The following is a 22893-nucleotide window of genomic DNA, read 5'->3' on the forward strand; positions in this document are numbered from 1 at the left end:
CAATTCCCGTCTGAGTCGACCGAACCGACTATCAAGGGTTCGCTGTGGTTTGCTGATCCAGATCAAAAGGCCCGTTCTTCACCCTGATTAACTTGATGGCTTTGTGCCAGATAACACCGGATTCTGCTGCCAACGAACCGGCACGGCCACGGGGACATCATGAGTCCAGAGCAGGAACTCAAGCCGCTTTTCCAGCGCATCGGCCTTGACCGCGCCGAGATCCATACGCGCATCCGCTACCTGGACTGGACCCCCGCCGACGGTGCCCGGCTCAACCAGCACGCCGAGGCGTTGCGCGGCTTCCATGACGACTTCGTCGACAGCCTTTACGTCTATCTGCAGGGCTTCGAACCGCTGTCGCGCCTGCTGCGCGACGAAAACACTCTGCGGCGCCTGAAAGGCAGCCAGCGCGAGTACTACCGCAGCCTGTTCGCCGGCCCCTACGACTACCGCTACGTGCACGAGCGCCTGCGCGTGGGCATGGTGCACGAGCGCATCGGCCTGGAGATGAAGTGGTACCTGGGCGCCTATCGCCTGTACCTGGACAGACTGCTGGCCGAGCTGTTCGCCGACAGCGAGCACCTGCCGCTGTTCGCCAGCCTGCTCAAGGCGGTGTTCTTCGACATCTCGATGGCCGTGGACGCCTACGCCGCCACCCAGCGCCAGGCGCTGGAAGACAGCGAGGCGCGCTTCGCCCGCGCCATGCGCGGCGCCAACGACGGCCTGTGGGACTGGGACGTGGAGTACGACCGCCTGTACGTGTCCGAACGCTGGGCAAGCATGCTCGGGCTGACCCGCGACACGCTCACCGACAGCAGCCAGAGCTGGTTCAATCGCGTACACCCGGACGATCTGCCCGCCCTGCGCCAGACCATCGACACCCACCTGCGCGGCGAGACGGCCACCCTGCAGCACGAATACCGCATCCGCCGCGGCGATGGCGGCTACGCCTGGGTGCTGGTACGCGGCATCGCCGAGCGCGACCGCAACGGTGGCCTGCGCCTGACCGGCTCGCAGACCGATATCAGCGAACGCAAGCTGGCCGAGCAGCGCCTGCGCCACGCCGCGCGCCATGACCCGCTGACCGGGCTGGCCAACCGCACGCGCCTGGACGAGCTGCTGCACCAGTTGGAACAGCGGCAACTGCACGGCGAACAGGAGGTGGCCGCGCTGCTGTTCGTCGATCTCGACCGCTTCAAGCTGATCAACGACAGCCTGGGCCACAGCGTCGGCGATCAGGTGCTGATCCAGATCGCCCAGCGCCTGCAGCGCTGCCTGCGCCACGGCGACCACCTGGCACGCTTCGGCGGCGACGAATTCGTCGTGCTGCTGCACAACATCCGCACCAACCAGGACGCGGAACGGGTCGCCCAGGCCATCCTTGATGCCCTGCAGGACCCGCTGCAGGTAGCCGGCCACGAGCTGATGGTCAGCGCCAGCATCGGCATCGCGCCGCTGAACCAGCCCGGCCAGGTGCGCGAGGCCCTGCAGGCCGCCGATCTGGCGCTGTACCGCGCCAAAAGCGCCGGCAAGGCCCAGTACGCCCGCTACAGCAGCGAACTGCAGGCGGCGGCGCAGCATCGCCTGGAACTGGAAAACGCCCTGGCCCAAGCGCTCAGCCGCGACGAATTCGAGCTCTACTACCAACCCATCTACCGCATCGACGAAGGCCGCCCGCAGCTGCGTGGCGTGGAAGCCCTAATGCGCTGGCGGCAGAACGGCCGGCCGGTCGAGCCCGGCAGCTTCGTTCCGGTGCTCGAGGAGTCCGGGGAGATCATCCGGGTCGGCGACTGGGTGCTGCGCGAGGCCTGCCGTCAGGTGCGCGAATGGCAGCTGGCTGGCCAGCCGCTGCTCAGCTGCTCGGTCAACCTCTCCAACCGCCAGCTCCTACAGCCCGGTTTCGCCGCCCGGGTGATGAACGTGCTGGCGGAAACCGGACTGGCGCCCGAGTCGCTGGTGCTGGAGATCACCGAAGGCGTGCTCATGGAGGACAGCGCGGAACTGCACGCCAACCTGCGCCGCCTCGCCCGCCTGGGCATCCGCCTGGCGCTGGACGACTTCGGCACCGGCTATTGCTCGCTGGGCTACCTCAAGCGCTTCCCGCTGCACAGCCTGAAGGTCGACAAGAGTTTCATCCTCGGCGCCCATACCGATCCCGACCTGTTCGCCATCAGCCGCGCCATCATCGGCCTGGGCAAGGCGCTGGGGCTGACGGTCACCGCCGAGGGGGTGGAGTGCGAGGAACATCTGGAGTTCCTGCAGCGCGAAGGCTGCCAGTACGCCCAGGGCTTCCTGTTCAGCCGCCCGGTGCCGGCCGCCCAACTGGCGTGCCTGTTCGAGACGCAACCCGACCGGAGGCACGCGCCGGTCAACTGATGCAACGCTCGCTATCAAGCCTCACTGAAAGGACGCACAACGTGACAACAGCAGACCGGCAACCGCGCCCCCGGGGGCGGCCGTGAAGATCAACCTCCCCGTCAGCGGGCGGGCCCTCGAGCTTCCCGAGAGCATCAACATCCTCTCCACCACCGACCTGAAGGGCATCATCACCTCGGTCAACCCGGAGTTCGTGAAGATCAGCGGCTTCAGCGAAGCGGAGCTGCTCGGCGAGTCGCACAACATCGTGCGCCATCCGGACATGCCGCCGGCGGCCTTCGCCAGCCTGTGGAGCGCCCTGGAAAGCGGCCGCTCGTGGATGGGCATGGTGCAGAACCGCTGCAAGAACGGCGACCACTACTGGGTCAGCGCCTACGTCACGCCCATCGTCGAGGATGGCGAGGTGGTGGAATACCAGTCGGTGCGCATCCGCCCGGAAGCGGCCTGGGTGGCCAGCGCCGAACAGGTGTACGCGGCCCTGCGCGCCGGCCGCACACCCAAGCCGCTGCGCTGGCGCCCCGGCCTGTTCGCCCGCCTGCTCGGCCTGTGCGGCCTGGCGGTGGGCGCCGCGCTCGGCCTGGCGATCCTGGCGCTGGATGCTGATCCGTTCATTGCCCTGGCTGGCGGCGCGGCGGGCCTCGGCGTGTTCGCCGCGGGGCTCTGGCACATGCTCGCGCCGCTGCGTCAGCTGCTCGACGAAGCCCGCAGGGTGGCCGTCAACCTGGTCGGCCAGTGGGTGTACTGCGGCCGCAGCGACGAGTTCGGCGAAATCGCCTTCGCCCTGCGCATGCAGACCATGGAAGCCGGCGCCATCGTCGGGCGCCTGGCCGAGGCGGCGCGCCAGCTGGCCGAACAGGCCGAGCAGCTGCAGAGCGCGGTGGCGCACAGCGACGCCAGCAGCCAGCGCCAGCAGCAGGAAACCCGGCAGATCGCCCAGGCTATCGAGGAGATGGCGGCCAGCGTGCGGGAAGTGGCACGCAGCGCCCAGCACTGTGCGAGCACCGCCGGCGCCGCCGACCGCGCCGCACGCGGTGGCGAGGAGCAGGTGCAGGCCACTGGCCGGCGCATCGCCAGCCTGGCCCGCGAGATGCAGCGCGCGGTCGCCGCCGTGCAGAACCTGCAGGCCAGCAGCGGGCGCATCAACTCGGTGATCGGCGTGATCGAGGCGATTGCCGAACAGACCAACCTGCTGGCGCTGAACGCCGCCATCGAGGCGGCCCGTGCCGGCGAGGCCGGACGCGGCTTCGCCGTGGTCGCCGACGAGGTGCGCAACCTGGCGATCCGTACCCAGGATTCCACCCAGCAGATCCAGGACATTCTCGGTGGCCTGCAGACGGAGGTCGACGGCGCGGTACGCGCCATGCAGGCCGGCAGCGAGGAAGTGAGCCAGAGCGAACGCCAGGCCGCCGAGGCCTCGCAGGTGCTGTCGGAGATCCACGCCCAGGTCAGCGCCATCACCGCGCTGAACGGGCAGATCGCCAGCGCGGTCGAACAGCAGGGCGTGGCCAGCGAGGCCATCCACCGCAGCATCGAAGGCATCCACCAGGCCAGCGAACAACAGGCGGTGCACAACCACGACAGCAATCGTGCCGCGGCCGCGGTCAGCCGCCAGGCCGAGCAGTTGCGCCTACTGGCCCGGCAGTTCTGGCACAAGCGGGTCGGCGCGCCGCGCAAGGGCCGCCGGGGCCGCCTGCGCTGACCGGCTGTCATGACGATGACATCGCCGGCAGCCAAAATGGGCTTACCGGCGATGTCATTTTAATGGCAATCTAGCCAGCCTCTCTCCCTTTTCTGGCGCCTTGCCGTGCCGAGCGCTGTAGCCACGCGATGAAACTCAATCTTCCCGTCACCGGACGCCGCACAGAACTGGCCGCCGACAGCAACATCCTGTCCACCACCACGCCCAAGGGTGTGATCACCTCGGTCAACCCCGAATTCGTCAAGGTCAGCGGCTTCAGCGAAGCCGAACTGCTCGGACAGTCACACAACATCGTGCGCCACCCGGACATGCCGCAGGCGGCCTTCGCCGACCTGTGGCAGAGCCTCAAGGCGGGCCGCTCGTGGATGGGCCTGGTCAAGAACCGTTGCAAGAACGGCGATCACTACTGGGTCAGCGCCTATGTGACGCCGATCGTCGAGAACGGCCAGGTGGTGGAATGCCAGTCGGTCCGCACCCGGCCGGCCCCCGAATGGGAGGCCGCCGCACAAACGCTGTACGCCGACCTGGCTGCCGGACGCCGCCCGGCGGCCCTGCGTCGCCCGGTCCTGGGCCTGTTCGGCCATCTGCTCGGGCAGAGCGGGCTGATCGCCGCGCTGGTGCTGCTGGTCGGCTGGCTGGGCCTGGGCATCGACCCGCTGGCCGGCCTGGCCTGCGCCGGCCTGGCCCTGCTGCTGCGCGGCGCCAGCCTGTGGCTGAGCCTGGCGCCCTGGCGCGCGCTGCTCGGCCAGGCCCGGCGCATCGCCAGCAATCCGCTCAGCCAGTGGATCTACACCGGCCGGCGCGACGAGTTCGGCGAGGTCGCCTTCGCCCTGCGCATGCAGGCCATGGAGAGCGGCGCCATCATCGGCCGGCTGGGCGACGCCTCGCGCCAGCTGGCCGAACAAGCCGCACGGTTGCAGGAAACGGTGGGCCGCAGCGACAGCGGTGCCCGCCGGCAGCAGGCCGAAGCCGAGCACATCGCCAGCGCCATCGAGCAACTGAACGGCAGCGTGCAGGCGGTCGCCGACAATGCCCAGCACAGCGCCGAATCCGCCACGCTCGGCGACCACGCGGCGCAGGTCGGCAAGGAGCAGGTCGGCGCCACCGCCCAGGCCATCGCCGCGCTGGCCGGACAGATCGAGCAGACCGCCGAACGGGTGCTCGGCCTGCAGGCACACAGCAGCCGCATCACCTCGGTGATCGAGGTGATCGCCACCATCGCCGAGCAGACCAACCTGCTGGCGCTCAACGCGGCGATCGAGGCGGCCCGCGCCGGCGAGGCCGGGCGCGGCTTCGCGGTGGTCGCCGACGAGGTGCGCAACCTGGCGATCCGCACCCAGGACTCCACCCGGCAGATCCGCGACATCCTCGGTGCCCTGCAGGAGCAGATCGAGACCGCCGCCACGGCAATGCACGACAGCCAGGCGCAGGCCGAACGCAGCGAAACCCAGGCCGCCCTGGCCAGCCAGGCGCTGCTCGACGTGCATGAGCGGGTCACCGCGATCACCGAGATGAGCGCGCAGATCGCCCGCGCCGTGGAGGAGCAGTCGGCCGCCTGCGGCGTGATCTTCCAGAGCATGGAAGCCATCCGCGACGGCCACATCGACAACGTCGGCCACAGCCAGGCCAGCCGCGAAGCCGCCCTGGAAGTCGGCGGCCAGGCCGACCGGCTGCGCCTGCTGGCCCGCCAGTTCTGGGACCGGCGCCTGCCTCAGGCGAAGAACCAGTAGCAGACGCCGATCGCCGCCAGCACCCCGGCCAGGTCGGCGAGCAGCGCGCAGCCCACCGCGTGGCGGGCGCGCTGGATGCCCACCGCGCCGAAATACACCGCCAGCACGTAGAAGGTGGTTTCCGTGCTGCCCTGCACGGTGGCGGCCAGCAGCGCGGGAAAGCTGTCCACGCCGTGGGTCTGCATGGTTTCGATCAGCATGGCCCGCGCCGCGCTGCCGGAGAACGGCTTGACCAGCGCGGTGGGCAGGGCGTCGACGAAGCGGTTGTCCCAGCCGGCCCAGTCGACCAGCCAGCGGATGCCGTCCAGGCCGAATTCCAGCGCGCCGGAAGCGCGCAGCACGCCGATGGCGCAAAGCATGGCGACCAGATAGGGCAACAGGCTTTTGGCCACATCGAAGCCTTCGCGGGCGCCCTCCACGAAACTCTCGTAGACCGCCACGCGCTTCAGCGCGCCCACCAGCAGAAACAGCAGGATGATGCCGAACAGCGTCAGGTTGCCGAGCAGCGAGGACAGCGCGGCCAGCGCCGTGGCGCTCAGGGTGGCCAGAAGCGCCATGAAGCCGCCGAGCAGCAGCGCGCCCGGCAGCAGGTAGGCGAGCACCACCGGGTCCCACAGGCGCAGGCGCTGCATCAGTGCCACCGAGAGCAGGCCGGCCAGCGTCGAGGCGCTGGTGGCCAGCAGGATCGGCAGGAACACCAGCGTTGGGTCAGCAGCGCCCTGCTGCACCCGGTACATGAAGATCGACACCGGCAGCAGGGTCAGTGACGAGGCGTTGAGCACCAGGAACAGGATCTGCGCATTGCTGGCCGTGGTGCTGCTCGGGTTGAGTTCCTGCAGCGCGCGCATGGCCTTGAGGCCGATGGGCGTGGCGGCATTGTCCAGGCCCAGGCCGTTGGCGGCGAAGTTCAAGGTGATGAAACCCAGCGCCGGATGACCGCGCGGCACCTCGGGCATCAACCGGGCGAACAGCGGTCCGAGCAGACGACCCAGGCCGTCCACCAGGCCGGCCTTCTCGGCGATGCGCAGGAAGCCCAGCCACAGGGTCAGGGTGCCGAACAGCACGACCATCACCTCGACCGACAGCCGCGCCATGTCGAACAGGCCCTGCACCATGGCGGCGAACACCGCCGGGTCGCCCCCCACCAGCCAGCGCACCAGCGCCGCCAGGCCGGCGATGACGAAGAAGCCCAGCCACAGGCCATTGAGCATCGTGCGATCCCTCGAAGGATGAATGGCCGGGATGATACGGAGGCACTCCCGGTCGGTCATCTACGCTGACAAGGCCCAACCGTGGAGAGCGACACCATGAAGAAGATTCTTGTCGTCTATTACTCGATGTATGGCCATGTCGAACAGATGGCCGAGGCGGTGGCCGAAGGCGCGCGCAGCGTGTCGGGGGTCGAGGTGACGCTCAAGCGCGTGCCGGAAACCATGCCCGAGGACATCGCCCGCAAGGCGGGCGCCAAGCTCGACCAGGCGGCGCCGCTGGCCACGCCCCAGGAGCTGGCCGACTACGACGCCATCCTGTTCGGCAGCCCGACCCGCTTCGGCAACATGACCGCGCAGATGCGCAATTTCCTCGACCAGACCGGCGGCCTGTGGGTGAAGGGCAGCCTGATCGGCAAGCTGGCCAGCGTGTTTACGTCCACCGGCACCGGCGGTGGTTCGGAGACCACCATCACCTCCTTCTGGCACACCCTGGCGCACCACGGAATGCTCATCGTCGGCCTGCCCTACAGCGCGCCCGAGCTCAACGACATCAGCGAACTGCGTGGCGGCTCACCCTACGGCGCCGCCACGATTGCCGCCGCGGACGGCTCACGCCAACCGAGCAGCAAGGAACTGGCACTGGCGCGCTTCCAGGGTGAGCACGTGGCCCGGCTGGCCGTGCGCTTTACCTGACCCGTCGCTGAGGTTCGGACGCTCACGGCCCCCGGAAGCGTCCGAACAGGAAGGAAGCGACGAACAGCACCAGGAAGATGATGAACAGGATCTTGGCGATCCCGGTGGCCGTCCCGGCGATGCCGCCAAAGCCGAGTACCCCGGCGATGATGGCGATGATCAGGAAGGTAATGGCCCAGCTCAGCATGGCGTATTCCTCGTGTTGACCCGATGGTGGGCGACTCAAGGCCGCTAGAACACCCAGCTCGGCGGCTGCGACCGTTCCAGCCTGGCCGGCCGACCTACCGGCAGTGTCTGCTGACGGGCCTGCCGGGTGTCTGTTGGATGGACCGCCGCTGCGTCCGGATGTGCCCCCGAGGCCGACGGATGCCCGGCGTCCTTATGCGCGTCACCAGAGCCTTGCAGGATGCCCAGCATCGCCATCACCAGCAGAGCAGTCCCCGGCGAACACTTCTTGTGGTCATGCATCACTTCACACACCTCGCCTGACGCGGGAGCAGCCAATACGCCCACCCGCCACGCCTGTGAGCGTAGCCCGCCCACACCGCGACGCCGGCACAGCCTGTCGGGCGGTCGCCTTACATGGCCTCCTCGGCCTCAGGCGCTTCCACACCGGGTACCTGGGCAGCTGGGGCCAGCACCTGCAGCAGGGCTGCGGTTTCCGCATCCGGAACGCCGTCATGGCGCGAGGGTCGGTATTTCATCTGGAAGGCGGCCAGCACCTTGAGGGTCGCCTCGTCCAGCTCGCCATGCCGGGGCACGCGATAGCCCAGGGTCGCCAGCCGCTGCTGGTACCAGGCAGGGGGTGGCAGGCCGACGGCGGCGAACAGGCGCTGGCGGATACCCACCTGGGCGTCGTCCGGCCAGGCGATCAGGCCTTCGGCAGCCAGGCGATACCAGGGGAACAGCGGGCCGGGGTCCACCTTGCGCTGCGGGGCGATATCACTGTGACCGACAATGCTGCCCGGCGGCAGCTCGTGGCGCGCCACCAGTTCCTTGAGCAGGCGGATCAGCACGTCGATCTGCGCGCGCGGATAGGGATGCCAGTGGCGGTTGCCATCGGCGTCCTCCTCATAGCCCGGGTTGACCAGTTCGATGCCCAGCGTGCTGGCGTTCAGCCAGGTGCGGCCCTGCCACTCGCTGTCACCGGCATGCCAGGCGCGCCGCTGTTCATCCACCAGGCGGTATACGGCAGGCGGCTCGGCACCAATCAGGTAGTGGGCGCTGACCTCACCCCGGGTCAGCAGTTCGAGGGAACGCGGCAGGTCGGTGGAGGTGTAGTGCAGCACGATGTACTGCACCCGGCTGCTTTGGGCCACGGAGCTCTGGCTGGTGTCGATGCGCAGCCCACCGCAGCCGGCCAGCACCAGCAACGCCAGGACGAGGATTGCCTTCATGTCGCCGCTCCGTATCGCCTTGCCCGCCGTCGCGGTGCAGGCCTGGCGGGCCGTCGCGGGCCCGCCCAACGGTTATAGCCGATGTGCCGGGAAGCGCACGCGCGGCTGGGCCAGACGGTCCTGCGCGCGCACCAGTTGCAGTTCATAGCTGCCGCAGGCCTGGGTTTCCAGCAATACCTCGTGCACGGCGGCAGCGCAGAATTCGAAGGCCTGCAGCGGCTCGTCGCCCAGCAGCAGGCGCGCCAGGAACAGACCGGAGGTCAGATCGCCCACACCCACCGGCTGACGTGGGAAGGCCAGCAGCGGCCGGCGCAGCAGCCAGGCGTCCTGGGCAGTGACCAGCAGCATCTCGAAGTCCTCGGCGCACTTGCCGGGGTAGTCCAGGTGCTTGACCAGCACCACACGCGGGCCGCGCGCCAGCAGGGCGCGGGCCATCGCCACGCAATCGGCCAGGGAGTCCGCCCGGCGGCCGAGGAAGCTGTCCAGCTCCAGCTGGTTCGGACACAGCAGGTCCGCCTCGCCGATCGCCTCCTCGAGCAGGAAATCGCTGACTTCCGGGGCGACGATGCAGCCCTTCTGCGGATGCCCCATCACCGGGTCGCAAAGGTACAGCGCGCGCGGGTTGGCGGCCTTGATGCGGCGCACTACCTCGAGAATCGCCCGGCCCTGGTCGGCGCTGCCCAGGTAGCCGGACAGCACGGCGTCGCAGTTGCCCAGCTCGCCGATGTTGGCGATGCCGGCCACCAGTTGCGGAATCAGCGCGGGCGCCAGCACCTCGCCGGTCCACTGGCCGTACTGGGTGTGGTTGGAGAACTGCACCGTGTTGAGCGGCCAGACATTGACCCCCAGGCGGGCCATGGGAAACACCGCCGCACTGTTGCCGGCATGACCGAACACGACATGGGACTGGATGGCCAGCAGGTGGGGCGTGCGTTTCATCGAGGGGGTCCTGGAAATCGAGGCGGCGCAGTATCGCGCAAAACCGTGCCAGCGCAAACGCGGTGCTGCTTGCGGTAAGCTGGCGCGACTTCCCTGCCGGAGCCCGCCCCGTGTCCCTCGCCTCGATCTTCCTGCTGATGTGCGCCGGCACGGCCGCCGCCTGGCTCTGGCATGCCCATGGCGTGCGCGAGCGGGCGCTGCACGCGGTGAAGCAGCATTGCACGCGCCATGATCTGCAGCTGCTCGACGACACCGTGGCCCTGCAGGGGCTGAAATGGCTGCCGGATGCCAACGGCCGCCGCCGTCTGGCCCGTCAGTACGCCTTCGAATTCACCGTCACCGGCGAGCAGCGCCATCGCGGCAGCATTCGCATGTTCGGCCTGTACCCCGGCGGCATCCAGCTCGACCCCTACCCCTGCCCGCGCGCCGCCGAGGAGCCCGGCACCGTCCACGAGCAGACGCCGGAGGCACCGCGTGCCAGCCAGGGCCAGGTCATCCATCTGGAGCAATGGAAGCGCGAGCGCTCGCGCTGAGCAGCGAACCTTGTGGGGTTGCACGAACCGGCGGCCAGAACAGCGCTGACCGCCCGACGAACGACACCGCCCCGCAGGGTGGTCAACGCCTCGCGTTGGCCACCGCTGGACAGCGCCCGCCAGGTCGCCTTCAGTGGCCCAGCAGGTAATCCTGCACCAGCCGCGCCGTCGCCTGCGGGCGCTCCTGCATGAAGCAGTGACCACCCTCCACCGCCCGGGCCTGCACCTGGGGATTGAGGCGCGGCCAGCGGCGCGCCGAGTCGAGTACGAACGGGTAGCTGTCCTGGCCGTAGATCAGCGTGCTGGGCGTGCGCACCTGGCGCAGCGCGCGCCACAGTCCCTTGGGCGCCGTACTGAATATTTCGGCTTCGCGGGTGGGATGACACTTGAGCTGCAGGCCACCCTCGGGGTGCGGCTTCATGGCGTTGTCCACATAGGCGATCAGCGCCGACTCATCCCAGTTCTTGAAGATGCCGCGCCCGCGCAGGCGGCTGCGCGCCTCGTCGGCGTCCGCCCAGTGGTTGCGCCGCGCGCGGGCGCGCTTGGCCTTGTCGTTGAGGCGATCGTAGAGGCCCAGCGCGCCGAGGACCTGCTTGAGGCGCAGCATGTTCGGCGTGAACAGCACCGGATCGAGCAGCACGGCGCGCTGGAACAGCGCCGGCTGGCGGGCCAGGATCAGGCTGCTGAGCACGCCGCCGAAGCTGTGGCCCAGGGCAAAGCGCGGCACCTCGCCGAACGCTGCACGACCGGCCTCGAAGGCCTCCACCGCCAGCTCGGCGCTGCGGTTCCAGCCCACGAAGCGCCCGCCGTGGTCGCTGTCGCCGTGCCCCTGGGCGTCACTGATCCATAGGTCGAACTGCTCGGCCAGGTGGCGCAGCAGGGGCTCGTAGGCGCGGCCGCAGAAACCGTTGCCGTGCAGGAAGTGCAGCAGGGGCTTGCCGGACGGCGCGCTGTGCCAGCCGCGCAGGGTAAAGCCGGCGGAACAGGTGTGGGCCCAGGGTTGCAGATTCATAAGCGGTCTCTACTGCTGAGATGAACGGGGCCGCGAAACGCGGCCTGGCATCTTAGCGGCAGCCGCTCATCCGGTGAATCGACAGTCTTGGAACAGAGCGTTCAGCCGCTGTGAATCCTGCGCCTGGGCGAAGATCAGCTCGAGCCGCGAATCCCGCCGCCAGGCACTCGGCCGCAGGATCAGTTCGGCACCGTCCAGGGCATTGGCGGCGAACCACCCCTGCTCGCCCTGCATCACCAGCTTGGCGCGTCGCCACGGCAGGCTGGCCAGTTGCGTGCACAGTCGCGGCAGATCGAAGCGCTGGCTCGGGTGCCAGCGCCAGCCGATGCTCCAGCCCTCCTGTGCGTCGCGAACCTCGCACAGCGGCTGCGCTGGATCGCGCCACAGCGCGCCGGCCGGCGCCGGGGCGGCATCCGGCCAGGCGGCAGCCGGCGTTTCCGGCAGCGGCGTGGTCGGCAACTCGGCCAGGGCGATCTGCCCCTGCTCGGTCCAGCGCAGCGGCGTGGCCGGCCAGCGCGCCGCCAGCGCCTCACGCTGGGCGGCCGAGAGGGCTTGCGCCTTGTTCAGGACCAGCAACCCGGCCTGCTCGAGCACCGCCGCCTGGCTGTCCGGCAGCGCCGCGCCGGTGGACAGTGCGGCGGCATCCAGCACCAGCACCAGCGGCTGCAGGTGCAGCACGCCGCGCCAGGGTGCCGCCGCCAACTGGCGCAGCAGCTCGGCCGGATGGCCGAGGCCGGACGGTTCGATGAACAGCCGCTGCGGCCGACTGCGGCGCAGCAAGCGCGCCAGACCGACCTGGAACGGCGCACCGCTGACGCAGCACACACAGCCGCCGGCCACCTCGGCCAGGGCGATGCCGTCTTCGCCGGTTTCCAGCAAGGCGGCATCCAGGCCGATGGCGCCGAATTCGTTGATCAGCAGCGCCCAGCGTTCCTCGACCGGCTTCTGGGCGAGCAACTGGCGCAGCAGGCTGGTCTTGCCGGCGCCCAGCGGGCCGGCAATCACATGGGTGGGGATCTGTTCGAGCATGGCGCTATGGTGCGCCTTCGCGCGGCGGACGTCAGCCGTCCCGTGGCGCCAGGCTCCCGCAATCCGCGCCGAGCCAGCGGGCATGGGATTCCAGGCGGCCATGGCCGGGTCGGGTGGTGTGCAGCGCAAAACGTCCGTCGAGGCGGGTGACGAACTCGCGCTCGCTGAGGAACTGCGTTTCACCCTCACCCTGGGCATCGCGGCAGTCGAAGGCGAAGCGCCACAGCCGCTCGCCGCGCGAGGTCAGCTGCGGGCGGCAGCCAGATCCCTGGGGCAGCACGAAGTCGGTGGTGCGCAGCCGGGCCTCGTCCAGGCACAGCTGCACCGCGCGCCCGGCCAGCTGCACGCCCTGGCGGGCCAACTGGTCCAGCAGCTGCTCGCGCTGCACGCCGGAGAGGTGCTCCAAACCCACCAGCAGGCGGTCCAGGTCGGGCAACGACTGGCCGTCGACCTCCAGGTTGCGCGGGGTGAACTCCCACAGCCCCGGCAGCAGCTCCATGGCCTGCGCGGTCAGCGATGAGCACAACAGTGCACCTGCCAACGGCAGGCGAAGCGAAGGGGGCATGCGGCGATCCTTGCGTGATGGATGCCGCAAAGCCTAGTCCAGCCACCGGCAGGTGCCAGGGAGCCCTACTGTCCGCAGGGCCAGACTTCGACCGCGGGACGCTCGTGGCGCGGCGGGCCGAGCCAGTCGGCCAGCGGCCGGCAGGCGCCGGCCTGGCACAGCTGGTAGTCGCCGGCCTCGGGGGTGCGCCCCAGGCGCAGCTGCGGCAAGACCGGCAGCTGCGGATGGTACTGCCAGCTGCCGTCACGCAGCACGGCACCGTCCGGCACTTCCATGCCGGCGCCGGTGCCGCGGATGCGCGCCGCGTCGAGCCGCAAGCCCTGCGGCGTGACGCGGTAATCCTCTTCCCAGCGGATCTTCTCGATGGTGTGGGTCCAGGCCAGGGTGAACTCGGTGGTGGGCACTTCTGCCCACACCACCCCGGCCAGTCCCAGGCACAGACCGATCATGCGGCGATCGGCTGCGCCCGGCGCGCGCGCCACAGGTGCTGGGCGACCAGCAGGATGCCGAGGCCGAAGCCCAGCTGATCGCTGATCGGCAGCGCCAGCACCAGCGAGACGCCGGCGGCGAACGCGATCAGCCGTTCCCACCAGGCCAGCGGCCGGCTGATGAAGCCCACCACGGCGAAGCTCCACAGGCCAATGGCGAAGGCGCCCTTGACGAACATGTAGATAATCGCTGCCAGGCTGTCGCCCTGCATCATCAGCGCCGGGTCATAGACCGCCATGAAGGGCACCACGAAGCCGGCGGCAGCGATGCGCACCGCCCACAGGCTGATCTTGAAGCCGCTGGCCCGGGCAATCGGCGCGGCCGCGAAGCAGGCCAGCGCCACCGGCGGGGTCAGGTCGGCCATCAGCCCGAAATAGAACACGAACATGTGCGAGACGATCAGCGGCACGCCCAGGTCGAGCAGCGCCGGAGCGGCGATGGAGCTGGTGATGATGTAGTTGGGAATGGTCGGGATGCCCATGCCCAGCACCAGGCAGGTGATCATGGTCAGCACCAGCGACAGGAACAGGTTGTTCTGCCCGATCGCCAGGATGTAGCCGGCGAAGGTGGTGGCGATACCGGTCAGCGACACCACGCCGATGATCACCCCGACCAGGGCGCAGGCGATACCCACCGGCACCGCGTGACGCGCGCCTTCGGCCAGCGCGTGAACGCAGGTGCGCAGGGTTTCCCGGCCGCCCTTGACGAACCAGCAGGCCGCCACCAGCGCGGCGATCACCCCGAACACCACGCCGATGCCGAGCTTGAAGAAGCCGGCGCAGGCGATGCCCAGGGCGATCCAGAACAGGATGCGCAGCGTGTTGGACGAGACCCGCAGGATCAGGGCCGAGCCGAGGATGACGATGGCGGTCAGCGCCAGGCCGACGGTACCGGAGAACATCGGCGTGAAGCCGGAGAACAGCAGGTAGACCAGCACCACCAGCGGAATCAGCAGGTACCAGCGCTGCTTGACCGCGTCCAGCGCGCTCGGACATTCGTCCTTGGGCAGGCCCTTGAGGCCGGCGCGCTTGGCTTCCAGGTGGACCATCCAGAACACCGCGCCGAAGTACAGCAGCGCCGGCAGCAGCGCGGCCTTGGCCACCTCCACGTAGGGCACGTTGATGGTCTCGGCCATGATGAAGGCGACCGCGCCCATCACCGGCGGCATGATCTGGCTGCCCATGCTGGCCGTGGCTTCCACCGCGCCGGCAAAGGCCGGCTTGTAGCCGAAGCGTTTCATCAGCGGGATGGTGAACTGGCCGGTGGTCACCACGTTGGCCACCCCGGAGCCGGTGATGGTGCCCATCAGCGCCGAGGACGCCACCGAGACCTTGGCCGGACCGCCGGTCTTGTGGCCGAACATGCCCATGGCGAAGTCGGTGAACAGCTTGATCATCCCGGCCTGCTCCAGGAAGGCGCCGAACAGGATGAACAGGAAAATGTAAGTGGCCGACACATAGGTCGGCGTGCCGTAGAGGCCTTCGGTGCCGAAGGACAACTGGTTGACGATCTGGTCGACGCCGTAGCCGCGGTGGGCCAGGTCGCCCGGCAGGTACTGGCCGAACAGACCGTAGGCCAGGAACAGCGTGCAGATCAGCGGCAGGGCGATACCCATCACACGCCGCGCGGCCTCGAACACCAGCACGATGAGCAACACGCCGACGGCCATGTCGGCAGGAGTCAGGTCACCGGAACGCTGAATCAGGTCGGCCTCGAAATGCCACTGGTAGAACGCCGTGGCCATGCCCGCCAGGCCGAGCAGCCAGGCCAGCGGTTGCCAGGGGCGGCTGGCGCCACGTGCCGGGTAGGACAGGAAGATCAGCAGCAGCAGGAAGGCCACGTGGCCGGAACGCAGCACCTGGGTGGACACCGGGTGGAAGGCGGCGGTGATGATCTGGTAGGCGGAAAACAGCAGGGCGACATAGAACAACGTCTTCGGCCACTGGCTGGGGCTGACGTTCAGCCCTTGTTGCTCGCTCATGGAAAACTCCCGGAGACGGCGTGGAATCTAATGGGACGACCAGTCCCCCGGCGGCTGCCGGGGGACTGGGATGGCGGGCGCAACGCGCGCCGGGGACGCGCTTACTTCAGCACACCGACTTCACGGTAGTAGCGCTCGGCACCCGGGTGCAGCGGAATCGGCAGACCCTTGACCGCGTTTTCCAGGGTGATGCCCTTGGCCGCGGAGTGGGCGTTGCCCAGGCGCTCCAGGTTCTCGAAGGCCAGCTTGGTCATCTGGTAGGCGACTTCCTCGGAGACGTTCTCGTGGGTCACCAGCATGTTGGTGATCGAGGCGGTCATTACGTCCTTGTCCTGGCCGTCATAGGTGCCGGCCGGGATCGGGCGCGCCTGGTACACCGGGCTGCCAATCTTCTCGACCACGTCCTTGGGGATTTCCACGAAGGTGGTCGGCATCATCGCCGCCAGGTCACGGATGGCCGCCATGCCCAGGCCGGAGGACTGCAGGGTGGCGTCCAGCTGACGGTTCTTGATCAGCTCGACCGACTCGGCGTAGGGCAGGAATTCCACGCGGCCCAGGTCTTCGTAGCTCAGGCCGGCGGCCTTGAAGATGGCGCGGGCGTTCAGCTCGGTGCCCGACTTGGGCGCCCCGACGGAGACACGCTTGCCCTTCAGGTCAGCCAGGGTCTTGATGCCGGATTCCTTGCTGGCCACCACCTGGATGTAGTTCGGGTAGATGGAGGCGATGGCGCGCAGCTTGTTGAGCGGCGCCTTGAAACCGGCGTCGGCATTGCCCTTCCAGGCGTCGTCCACCGAGTCGCCCAGCGAGAAGGCCAGCTCACCGCGACCGGCCTGCAGCAGGTTGAGGTTTTCCACCGAGGCCTTGGTGGCCTGCACCGAGGTGCGGGCGCCGTCGATGCCGTTGCCGTACAGCTGGGACAGGGCCACGCCGATCGGGTAGTACACACCGCTGGTGCCACCGGTAAGTACGTTGATGAAGGTGGGTGCGGCGACAGCCGCGGTGCTGGCAGTGAAGGCGACAGCGGCCGCGAACAGGCCGAAGCGTTTGCTCATGCGCATGGATTGCAACTCCTTTTTTTATGGGCAGACCCCGCAAGGGGCGAAGCCGATCAACCCGACGGTCGAGGGGCTTGCCAATACCCTAGCAGGACCTGTGCCAGCGACATCGCAAGGGCTGACAAGCCCATGGGCCGCGCTCTGGCGAGCCGTCGCCAGTTCCCCGCCGCCAGAGAACCAGCGGGAATCCGCCCATAGCCGACCCGACATCGGCAAGAATCCGCCTATTCCGACTCCGAATCGCTGACCCCGGCCGGCAGATAACGGCTGCGCTGCAAGCCGTGACGCTGCATCTTTTCGTTGAGGGTGCGCCGCGGCAGCTGCAGCAGGGCCATCACCTCGGCGATGTTGCCCTGACAGCGTTGCAGTGCCTGGTGCAGGCACTGCGCCTCGAAGGCCTCCATCTGTGCGGCCAGCGACTGACTGACCGGCACCCGCGCCAGGCCCGGGCTGGCCAGGCCGAGCACATGGCGTTCCGCCGCGTTGATCAGCTCGCGCACGTTGCCCGGCCAGTCATGGGCCAGCAGCCGCGCCATGTCGGCCGGCTGCAGCGGCGGCGCGGCGCGGCCATGCCGCTCGGCGGCCTGGCGGGTGTAGTGGTCGAACAGCAGGGGAATGTCCTCGCGCCGCGCGCGCAGCGGCGGCACTTCGATTTCCGCCACGTTCAGGCGATAGAGCAGATCCTCGCGGAAGCGGCCGGCGCGCACCTCGTCGTGCAGGTCCGGCTTGGCGGCGCTGATCACCCGCACGTCGACGCGGATGCTGCGGTTGGAACCCAGGCGCTCCAGGCTCTGCTCCTGGATCACCCGCAGCAGCTTGACCTGCTGGGCCAGCGGCATGCTCTCGATCTCGTCGAGGAACAGGCTGCCGCCGTCGGCGTGCTCGATGCGCCCGATGCGCTTGCCCTGCGCGCCGGTGAAGGCGCCGCTCTCATGGCCGAACAGCTCGCTCTCGAAAATGCTTTCCGGAATCGCCGCGCAGTTGAGGGCGACGAACTCACGCCCGGCGCGCGGGCTGAAATCGTGCAGGCTGCGCGCCACCAATTCCTTGCCGCTGCCGGTCTCGCCGCGGATCAGCACGTTGACTGGCGCGCCGGCCAGCTCCAGCACCTGCTGGCGCAATTGCACCATGGCCGGCGAGGCGCCCAGCAGCAGGCTATCCAGCTGCCCCTTGCGGGCCACCTGGGCGCGCAACTGGCGGTTTTCCATGACCAGCCGGCGGGTATCCAGGGCGCGGCGCACGCTGTCCAGCAGGCGCTCGGGACTGAACGGCTTCTCGATGAAGTCGTAGGCGCCGCGCTGCATGGCCTGCACCGCCATGTTCACGTCGCCGTGGCCGGTGACCAGGATCAGCGGCAGCTCGCGGTCGATGTCCGCCAGGCGCTCGAGCAGCTGCAGGCCGTCGCAGCCGGGCATGCGCACATCGCTGACCAGCACGCCGGGAAAGTCGCGGCCCAGCAGCGGCAGCGCCTCGGCGACCCCGGCGCAGACGCGCACGCTGACCCCGGACAGTTCCAGCCACTGGCGCACCGCCTGGCGGATGGCCGCCTCGTCGTCGATGAACAGTACTTCGGTGCTCATGCCCGTTGCCTCTCCGTCATGCCGATATGCTCCACCGCCGGCAGCCGCAGGGTGAAGATGGCGCCTTGCGCCGCGTTGGCAGCCTGCAGGCTGCCGCCCAGGTCACGCAGGATGCCATAGGAAATCGCCAGCCCCAGCCCCAGACCCTCGCCCACCGGCTTGGTGGTGAAGAAGGGATCGAACAGGTGGGGCAGATGCTGCGGATCGATGCCGCCGCCGTTGTCGGCCACCGACAGCGCCCAGCTCTCCCCGTCGCGGCGCGTGCCGATGGCCAGGCAGGGCGCCGGCTGGTCGGCGCAGGCGTCCAGGGCGTTGTCCAGCAGGTTGACCAGCACCTGTTCGACACGGATCGCCTCGCCCAGCACTTCGGCGCGCGGGTCCACCGCCAGCTCCACGCGCACCGCCGATCCCCGCAGGCGCGGCGCCAGCAGCTGCAGCGCGCGCTCCACCACCGGCGCCAGACGCACCTGTTCGCGCAGCCCGCCGGGGCTGTTGCGGGCGAAGGTCTTCAGGTGGCCGGTCAGCGCGCTCATGCGCGCCACCAACGCGTCGACCTGCTCCAGCGCTTCCGCCATGTCGGCGGCGCGACCGCTGCGCTGCAGCAGCTGCAGGCTACCCAGCTGCATGCGCAGCGCGGTCAGCGGCTGGTTCAGCTCGTGGGCCAGGGCGGCGGACATCTGCCCGAGCGCGGCCAGCTTGGCGGCCTGCACCAGGCCCTCCTGGGTGCGGCGCAGCTCCTCGGTGCGCTCGACCACCAGCCGCTCCAGCTCGGCGCGGCTGCGCCGCAGCAGCTGGCGGTTGCGCCGGCGCTGCAGCCCGTAGAGGGCGCCGAAGGCCAGCGTCATCCACAGGGCGGCGGCGATCAGCCGGTAGGCCAGCACCGTGTCGGCGACCACCGCGGGGTCCTGCAGCAGGTGCAGGGTCCAGTCCTCGGTGGGCAGCGCCTGGTGCTGCCAGAAATAGTCGCGCGGACCGTCCGGCCCGTGCAGGCGACGCAGCTCGCCGTCGTCAAAGGCGAGCCGCGTCTCGCTGGGCAGTGCACGCAGGTTCTGTTCGGCGTACTTGCGCTCGGCCAGCAGGCGCGCTCGCTGTTCGCCGCTCAGCGGTTGCAGGTGGCCGAAGCGCCAGGCGGGCCGGTTGCTGAGGATCACCACGCCGTGGTCGTCGCTGATCAGCAGGGTGCCGTGCTGGCCCACCCAATCGCGCTGCAGCTCCTCGAGCTCCAGCTTGACCACCAGCACGCCGAGCGGCTCGCCATCCTCGACCCGCCGCGAGAAGAAGTAGCCGGGAATGCCGGTGGTGACGCCCACCGCGAAATAGCGCCCGGCGCCCTGCTCCAGCGCGTTGCTGAAATACGGGCGGAACCGGTAGTCGTGGCCGACGAAGCTGCTCGGCTCGTTCCAGTTGCTGGCGGCCAGCGTCTGGCCGTGGCGGTCCAGCACATAGAGCACGCTGGAGCCGGCCGCCTGGTTGAGGCGCTCCAGCCGCTCGTTGAGGGCCTGGCGCAGCGCCGGGTTGTGCGGATCGCGCAGCAGGCGGTGCACGGCGGTGTCCTCGGCGAGCAGCGCCGGCAAGGCGCGAAAGCGCTCCACCAGGGTGTGCAGATTCTGCCGGTACAGCTCCAGCTGCGCGCGCCCTTCCAGGCTGCGGGCTTCCCAGGCGCTGCGCTCGCCCAGCCGGCCGGCCAGCCAGACGCACAGCAGGCCGCCACAGAGGATCAGCAGGACGTGGAACAGGACGGAACGGCGCAGACGGGGCACGACGCGACTCGGCAGGCGAACGGGATCGGCATGGTATGCCAGGCGGCGCGCGCGTGCAGCACGCCTCCATCGGGTCGCACGGGGCCCGTTTGTTGTAGGAGCGGCTTCAGCCGCCGGCTTTCGCCCATGACCGCACGACAAGCATCGCGGCTGAAGCCGCTCCTACGGCCGCTCCTACCGGTTCGGTGCCTCAGACGTACAGGTCGGTGCGGCTCCAGGGCAACCTGTGCGAACCGTCGGCCAGCGGCCGCACGGCGAGGATCTGGTGCAGGTTGATCCAGTTGTGGCGGAAGCCGTAGGCGCAACCGGCGAGGTACAGGCGCCAGATGCGCAGGGTCTTCTCGTCGACCAGCCGCGCGGCTTCCGCCAGCCGCGCCTCGAGGTTGCCGCTCCAGAACTCGAGGGTACGCGCGTAGTGCAGGCGCAGGCTTTCCACGTCCACCACATCCAGCCCCTGCTCGCTCATCTGCGCGATGGCGGTGGACAAGTGCGGCAGTTCGCCGTGGGGGAACACGTAGCGTCCGATGAACTCGCCGGCGCCGCGGCCGACCGGCCGGCCATCCGGATAGCGCGAGGTGATGCCGTGGTTGAGCACCAGGCCGCCCGGCTTCACCGCGTCGAACAGGTGGCGGAAGTACAGCCCCAGGTTGGCGTGGCCGACGTGCTCGAACATGCCGACGCTGACCACCTTGTCGAAGCGCCCGTCCCCGGGCAGGTCGCGGTAGTCCATCAGCTCCAGGCTCACGCGATCCGCCAGACCCTCGGCGTCGACCCGCTCGCGGGCCAGCGCCAGCTGCTGGCGACTCAGGGTGATGCCGGTGACCTGGACGCCGTACTCCCGGGCGGCGAAGCGCGCCAGGCCGCCCCAGCCGCAGCCGACATCCAGCAGTCGCTCGCCCGGCTGCAGGCGCAGCTTGCGGCACAGGTGATCGAGCTTGGCGCGCTGCGCCGTGGCCAGGTCTTCCGTGCCGGTCGGGAAATAGGCGCAGGAGTAGACCATCTCCGGATCGAGCCACAGGGCGTAGAAGGCGTTGGACAGGTCGTAGTGGTAGGCGATGGCCTCGGCGTCGGTCTGCCGGTCATGGGCCACGCGCGCCTCCGGCGCGGTGCTGTCGGCCACCCCCATGGCAGCGCTGAGCTGGTCGGCCAGGGCAATGACATCGGGCAGCGGCCCCTGCAGGTCCAGGCCGCCGTCGATATAGGCGCCGGCCAGGGCGTCCAGGCGCGGGCTCGCCAGCAGGGCGAGCAGCGCCGGATCCTTGATGTCCAGGGTCACGCGCGGGTCCGGGCCGAGCTCCAGTTGCTGGCCATCCCAGAGCCGCAGACGCAGCGGCAGGCGCAGCGCGCGCAAGGCCGGGGGGAGAGTCGCCTGCATGTTCCAGTTCCTCCGTTGGGGGTCTGGAACTCAAGCGTAGACCAGCGCGGCGGCGCGCCGCCGCGCGGTTTACAGGCTGGCGGCGGGCTGAGCCGGCTGGGCGCCCTCCTTCGCCGCCTCGCCCAGGGTGCGCAGCAGCTGCCACAGCCAGGCTGGCATGTCGTCCGGATCCAGGCTGTCGAGCAGGTTCTTGATCGCCAGGCCCAGGTCGGTGTCGCCCTCGATCACCAGGCGCCGGCGGAAGAACAGCGTGTCCGGATCTTCCTGGCGGCTGGCCAGCAGCAGGAACTCCTTCCATTGCCCGCGAATGCACACGTCGGCGCTGTCGCCACGCACCAGCCGCAACCCGCCCGGGGTGCGGGTGATATTCCAGGCCAGGCCCAGGTCGCTGACCTCCAGGCGCAGCCAGCGGCCGTCGAGCAGGTCGAAGGCGCCATCGGCCAGCGGCGCGGCGAAGATGCGCGCCACCGCGCGCTCCAGCACCTGCTTCTGGACGATGAAGGGCACGTGGCGGCTCAGCGGCAGCAGCGGCTCGCCGACCTTCAGGGCCAGGCGCGCCAGTTTCGGGCTCAGGGTCAGCACAGGCCCACCTCCTCGGCGCGCAGCATGCCGGGCTGGCCGTACCAGTAGCCGTTGCAGCCGTCGATGGCCAGCGGCGGCAGGGCGCCGCCACGCACCGCGTCGAAGCCGCGAATGATCTCCGCCATGCCCTCGGCGCGCGGGCTCAGGCGCAGGATGTCGACGCCGCTGTCGCGCAGCTGCGGGTATTCGGCGAGCAGGTTGCAGACCCTGGCCGACATGGTCTGGATGCCGTTGATGGTGAACATCGCCTCGCCCTCCTGACTGAGCAGCGGAATGCCTTCGGGGTAGTTCTGGCAGACGAACTCGCAGTCATCCTTGGGGCGGTTCTCGGCGCGGGCGGTGAAGCAGCGCGCCGAGTAGGCCAGCGGCAGGTGTCCGTAGGCGAACAGCTCCACTTCCGGACGCGGCACGCCCAGCGTATCCAGCTGCTGCAGGCTGTCGTGCACCAGCGCGCCGGAGACTTCCACCGGCGGGCACCAGCGGCGCATGCCCAGGTCGATCAGCTCGGCCAGCGCGTGGCCGTTGTAGATGTTCAGGGCCGGTCCGGCGACGAACGGCAGGCGGTTTTCGCTGAGCATCTGCACCGCGCCGATGTCGTTGGCCTCCACCAGCAGCTCGCCGTTGTTGCACAGGCGGCGCAGGCTGGACAGCTCGCTGGCCGCCTCGATCAGGGTCAGGCCGGAGAGCACCAGTTCGGCCTGGCAGCCGGCCTCGCGCAGCTCGCGGGCCAGACCCAGCCAGCCGTCAAGGCTGAAGGCGCGGCGCTTGGAGCAGACGGTCTCGCCCAGGTAGATGATGTCCAGCGGCTGCTGGAGCATGTCGGCGTAGAAGGTCTGCAGTGTTTCGCGGGTCCAGTAGAACAGGACCGGTCCCAGGCTGAGTTTCAT

General features: G+C 69.3%; 20 protein-coding genes and 2 pseudogenes. 7 read left to right on the forward strand and 15 right to left on the reverse strand.

Annotated elements, in window-relative coordinates; translation table 11 throughout:
* The first annotated feature begins 159 nt into the window (after window positions 1-159).
* From SF06_RS14245 to SF06_RS14255, 5 genes and pseudogenes are all read left to right on the forward strand, one after another.
* A complete protein-coding gene (locus SF06_RS14245; RefSeq protein WP_039562224.1) occupies window positions 160-2376 on the forward strand; it encodes a putative bifunctional diguanylate cyclase/phosphodiesterase in 2217 nt (738 codons plus the stop codon).
* 82 nt (window positions 2377-2458) lie between these two features.
* A pseudogene (locus SF06_RS19060) lies at window positions 2459-2788 on the forward strand (PAS domain-containing protein); the annotation flags it as partial.
* A 147-nt stretch (window positions 2789-2935) separates the two neighbouring features.
* Window positions 2936-4075, forward strand: a complete 1140-nt coding sequence (locus tag SF06_RS14250; protein ID WP_437123623.1) for a methyl-accepting chemotaxis protein — start codon at window positions 2936-2938, stop codon at window positions 4073-4075.
* A gap of 128 nt (window positions 4076-4203) precedes the next feature.
* A pseudogene (locus SF06_RS19065) lies at window positions 4204-4533 on the forward strand (PAS domain-containing protein); the annotation flags it as partial.
* A 159-nt stretch (window positions 4534-4692) separates the two neighbouring features.
* Window positions 4693-5805 (forward strand): methyl-accepting chemotaxis protein, encoded by a 1113-nt coding sequence (locus SF06_RS14255; RefSeq protein ID WP_437123624.1) that lies wholly within the window; start codon window positions 4693-4695, stop codon window positions 5803-5805.
* Here the strand turns inward: SF06_RS14255 and SF06_RS14260 are convergent.
* A complete protein-coding gene (locus SF06_RS14260) occupies window positions 5787-7016 on the reverse strand; it encodes a nucleoside recognition domain-containing protein (protein ID WP_039562231.1) in 1230 nt (409 codons plus the stop codon). The genes SF06_RS14255 and SF06_RS14260 overlap by 19 nt on opposite strands.
* Before the next feature lie 96 nt (window positions 7017-7112).
* Here SF06_RS14260 and wrbA point away from each other — a divergent pair, with 96 nt between their 5' ends.
* Window positions 7113-7709: an NAD(P)H:quinone oxidoreductase gene (gene wrbA / locus SF06_RS14265; RefSeq protein ID WP_027591119.1), complete on the forward strand. Its 597-nt coding sequence runs from the start codon at window positions 7113-7115 to the stop codon at window positions 7707-7709.
* 22 nt (window positions 7710-7731) lie between these two features.
* On the opposite strand, the gene SF06_RS17855 is transcribed toward wrbA, so the two are convergent.
* From SF06_RS17855 to pdxY, 3 genes are all read right to left on the reverse strand, one after another.
* Entirely contained in the window at window positions 7732-7896 is a 165-nt protein-coding gene (locus SF06_RS17855; protein WP_027591118.1) for a DUF1328 domain-containing protein, read from the reverse strand.
* 391 nt (window positions 7897-8287) lie between these two features.
* Window positions 8288-9106, reverse strand: coding sequence for an N-acetylmuramoyl-L-alanine amidase (locus tag SF06_RS14275; RefSeq protein WP_052199832.1), 819 nt, complete (start codon window positions 9104-9106; stop codon window positions 8288-8290).
* 72 nt (window positions 9107-9178) lie between these two features.
* Window positions 9179-10045 carry a pyridoxal kinase PdxY gene (gene pdxY / locus SF06_RS14280; protein WP_027591117.1) on the reverse strand — a complete coding sequence of 289 codons (867 nt, stop codon included), beginning with the start codon at window positions 10043-10045 and terminating at the stop codon, window positions 9179-9181.
* Window positions 10046-10182: 137 nt separating this feature from the next.
* Between pdxY and SF06_RS14285 the strand changes: the two genes are divergently transcribed.
* Window positions 10183-10578 (forward strand): DUF3301 domain-containing protein, encoded by a 396-nt coding sequence (locus tag SF06_RS14285; RefSeq protein WP_037009314.1) that lies wholly within the window; start codon window positions 10183-10185, stop codon window positions 10576-10578.
* 130 nt (window positions 10579-10708) lie between these two features.
* On the opposite strand, the gene SF06_RS14290 is transcribed toward SF06_RS14285, so the two are convergent.
* The 11 genes from SF06_RS14290 to SF06_RS14340 all read right to left on the reverse strand — a co-directional run bounded on the left by SF06_RS14290 (window position 10709) and on the right by SF06_RS14340 (window position 22893).
* On the reverse strand, window positions 10709-11590 hold the full coding sequence (locus tag SF06_RS14290) for an alpha/beta fold hydrolase (protein ID WP_039562233.1): 882 nt from the start codon (window positions 11588-11590) through the stop codon (window positions 10709-10711).
* A gap of 66 nt (window positions 11591-11656) precedes the next feature.
* Window positions 11657-12619 carry a CobW family GTP-binding protein gene (locus SF06_RS14295; RefSeq protein ID WP_039562234.1) on the reverse strand — a complete coding sequence of 321 codons (963 nt, stop codon included), beginning with the start codon at window positions 12617-12619 and terminating at the stop codon, window positions 11657-11659.
* Between the two features lie 31 nt (window positions 12620-12650).
* Window positions 12651-13184 (reverse strand): DUF3617 domain-containing protein, encoded by a 534-nt coding sequence (locus SF06_RS14300; protein WP_039562235.1) that lies wholly within the window; start codon window positions 13182-13184, stop codon window positions 12651-12653.
* A gap of 65 nt (window positions 13185-13249) precedes the next feature.
* Window positions 13250-13633 carry a DUF1850 domain-containing protein gene (locus SF06_RS14305; RefSeq protein ID WP_027591880.1) on the reverse strand — a complete coding sequence of 128 codons (384 nt, stop codon included), beginning with the start codon at window positions 13631-13633 and terminating at the stop codon, window positions 13250-13252.
* A complete protein-coding gene (locus SF06_RS14310; RefSeq protein WP_039562236.1) occupies window positions 13630-15654 on the reverse strand; it encodes a TRAP transporter permease in 2025 nt (674 codons plus the stop codon). The genes SF06_RS14305 and SF06_RS14310 overlap by 4 nt, the downstream gene beginning before the upstream one ends.
* A gap of 101 nt (window positions 15655-15755) precedes the next feature.
* Window positions 15756-16712 (reverse strand): TAXI family TRAP transporter solute-binding subunit, encoded by a 957-nt coding sequence (locus SF06_RS14315; RefSeq protein WP_027591878.1) that lies wholly within the window; start codon window positions 16710-16712, stop codon window positions 15756-15758.
* A gap of 221 nt (window positions 16713-16933) precedes the next feature.
* Window positions 16934-18289 (reverse strand): sigma-54-dependent transcriptional regulator, encoded by a 1356-nt coding sequence (locus SF06_RS14320; protein ID WP_039562239.1) that lies wholly within the window; start codon window positions 18287-18289, stop codon window positions 16934-16936.
* On the reverse strand, window positions 18286-20049 hold the full coding sequence (locus SF06_RS14325) for a sensor histidine kinase (RefSeq protein ID WP_027591411.1): 1764 nt from the start codon (window positions 20047-20049) through the stop codon (window positions 18286-18288). The genes SF06_RS14320 and SF06_RS14325 overlap by 4 nt, the downstream gene beginning before the upstream one ends.
* Before the next feature lie 190 nt (window positions 20050-20239).
* Window positions 20240-21424, reverse strand: coding sequence for a C17 cyclopropane fatty acid synthase CfaB (cfaB, locus tag SF06_RS14330; RefSeq protein WP_039562240.1), 1185 nt, complete (start codon window positions 21422-21424; stop codon window positions 20240-20242).
* Window positions 21425-21493: 69 nt separating this feature from the next.
* Complete coding sequence (gene ubiT / locus SF06_RS14335) at window positions 21494-22006, reverse strand: ubiquinone anaerobic biosynthesis accessory factor UbiT (protein ID WP_324606722.1); 513 nt, start codon at window positions 22004-22006, stop codon at window positions 21494-21496.
* Window positions 22000-22893: a U32 family peptidase gene (locus tag SF06_RS14340; protein ID WP_039562241.1), complete on the reverse strand. Its 894-nt coding sequence runs from the start codon at window positions 22891-22893 to the stop codon at window positions 22000-22002. The genes ubiT and SF06_RS14340 overlap by 7 nt, the downstream gene beginning before the upstream one ends.

Source organism: Pseudomonas flexibilis, from assembly GCF_000802425.1.
GTDB classification, from domain to species: Bacteria; Pseudomonadota; Gammaproteobacteria; order Pseudomonadales; family Pseudomonadaceae; genus Serpens; species Serpens flexibilis.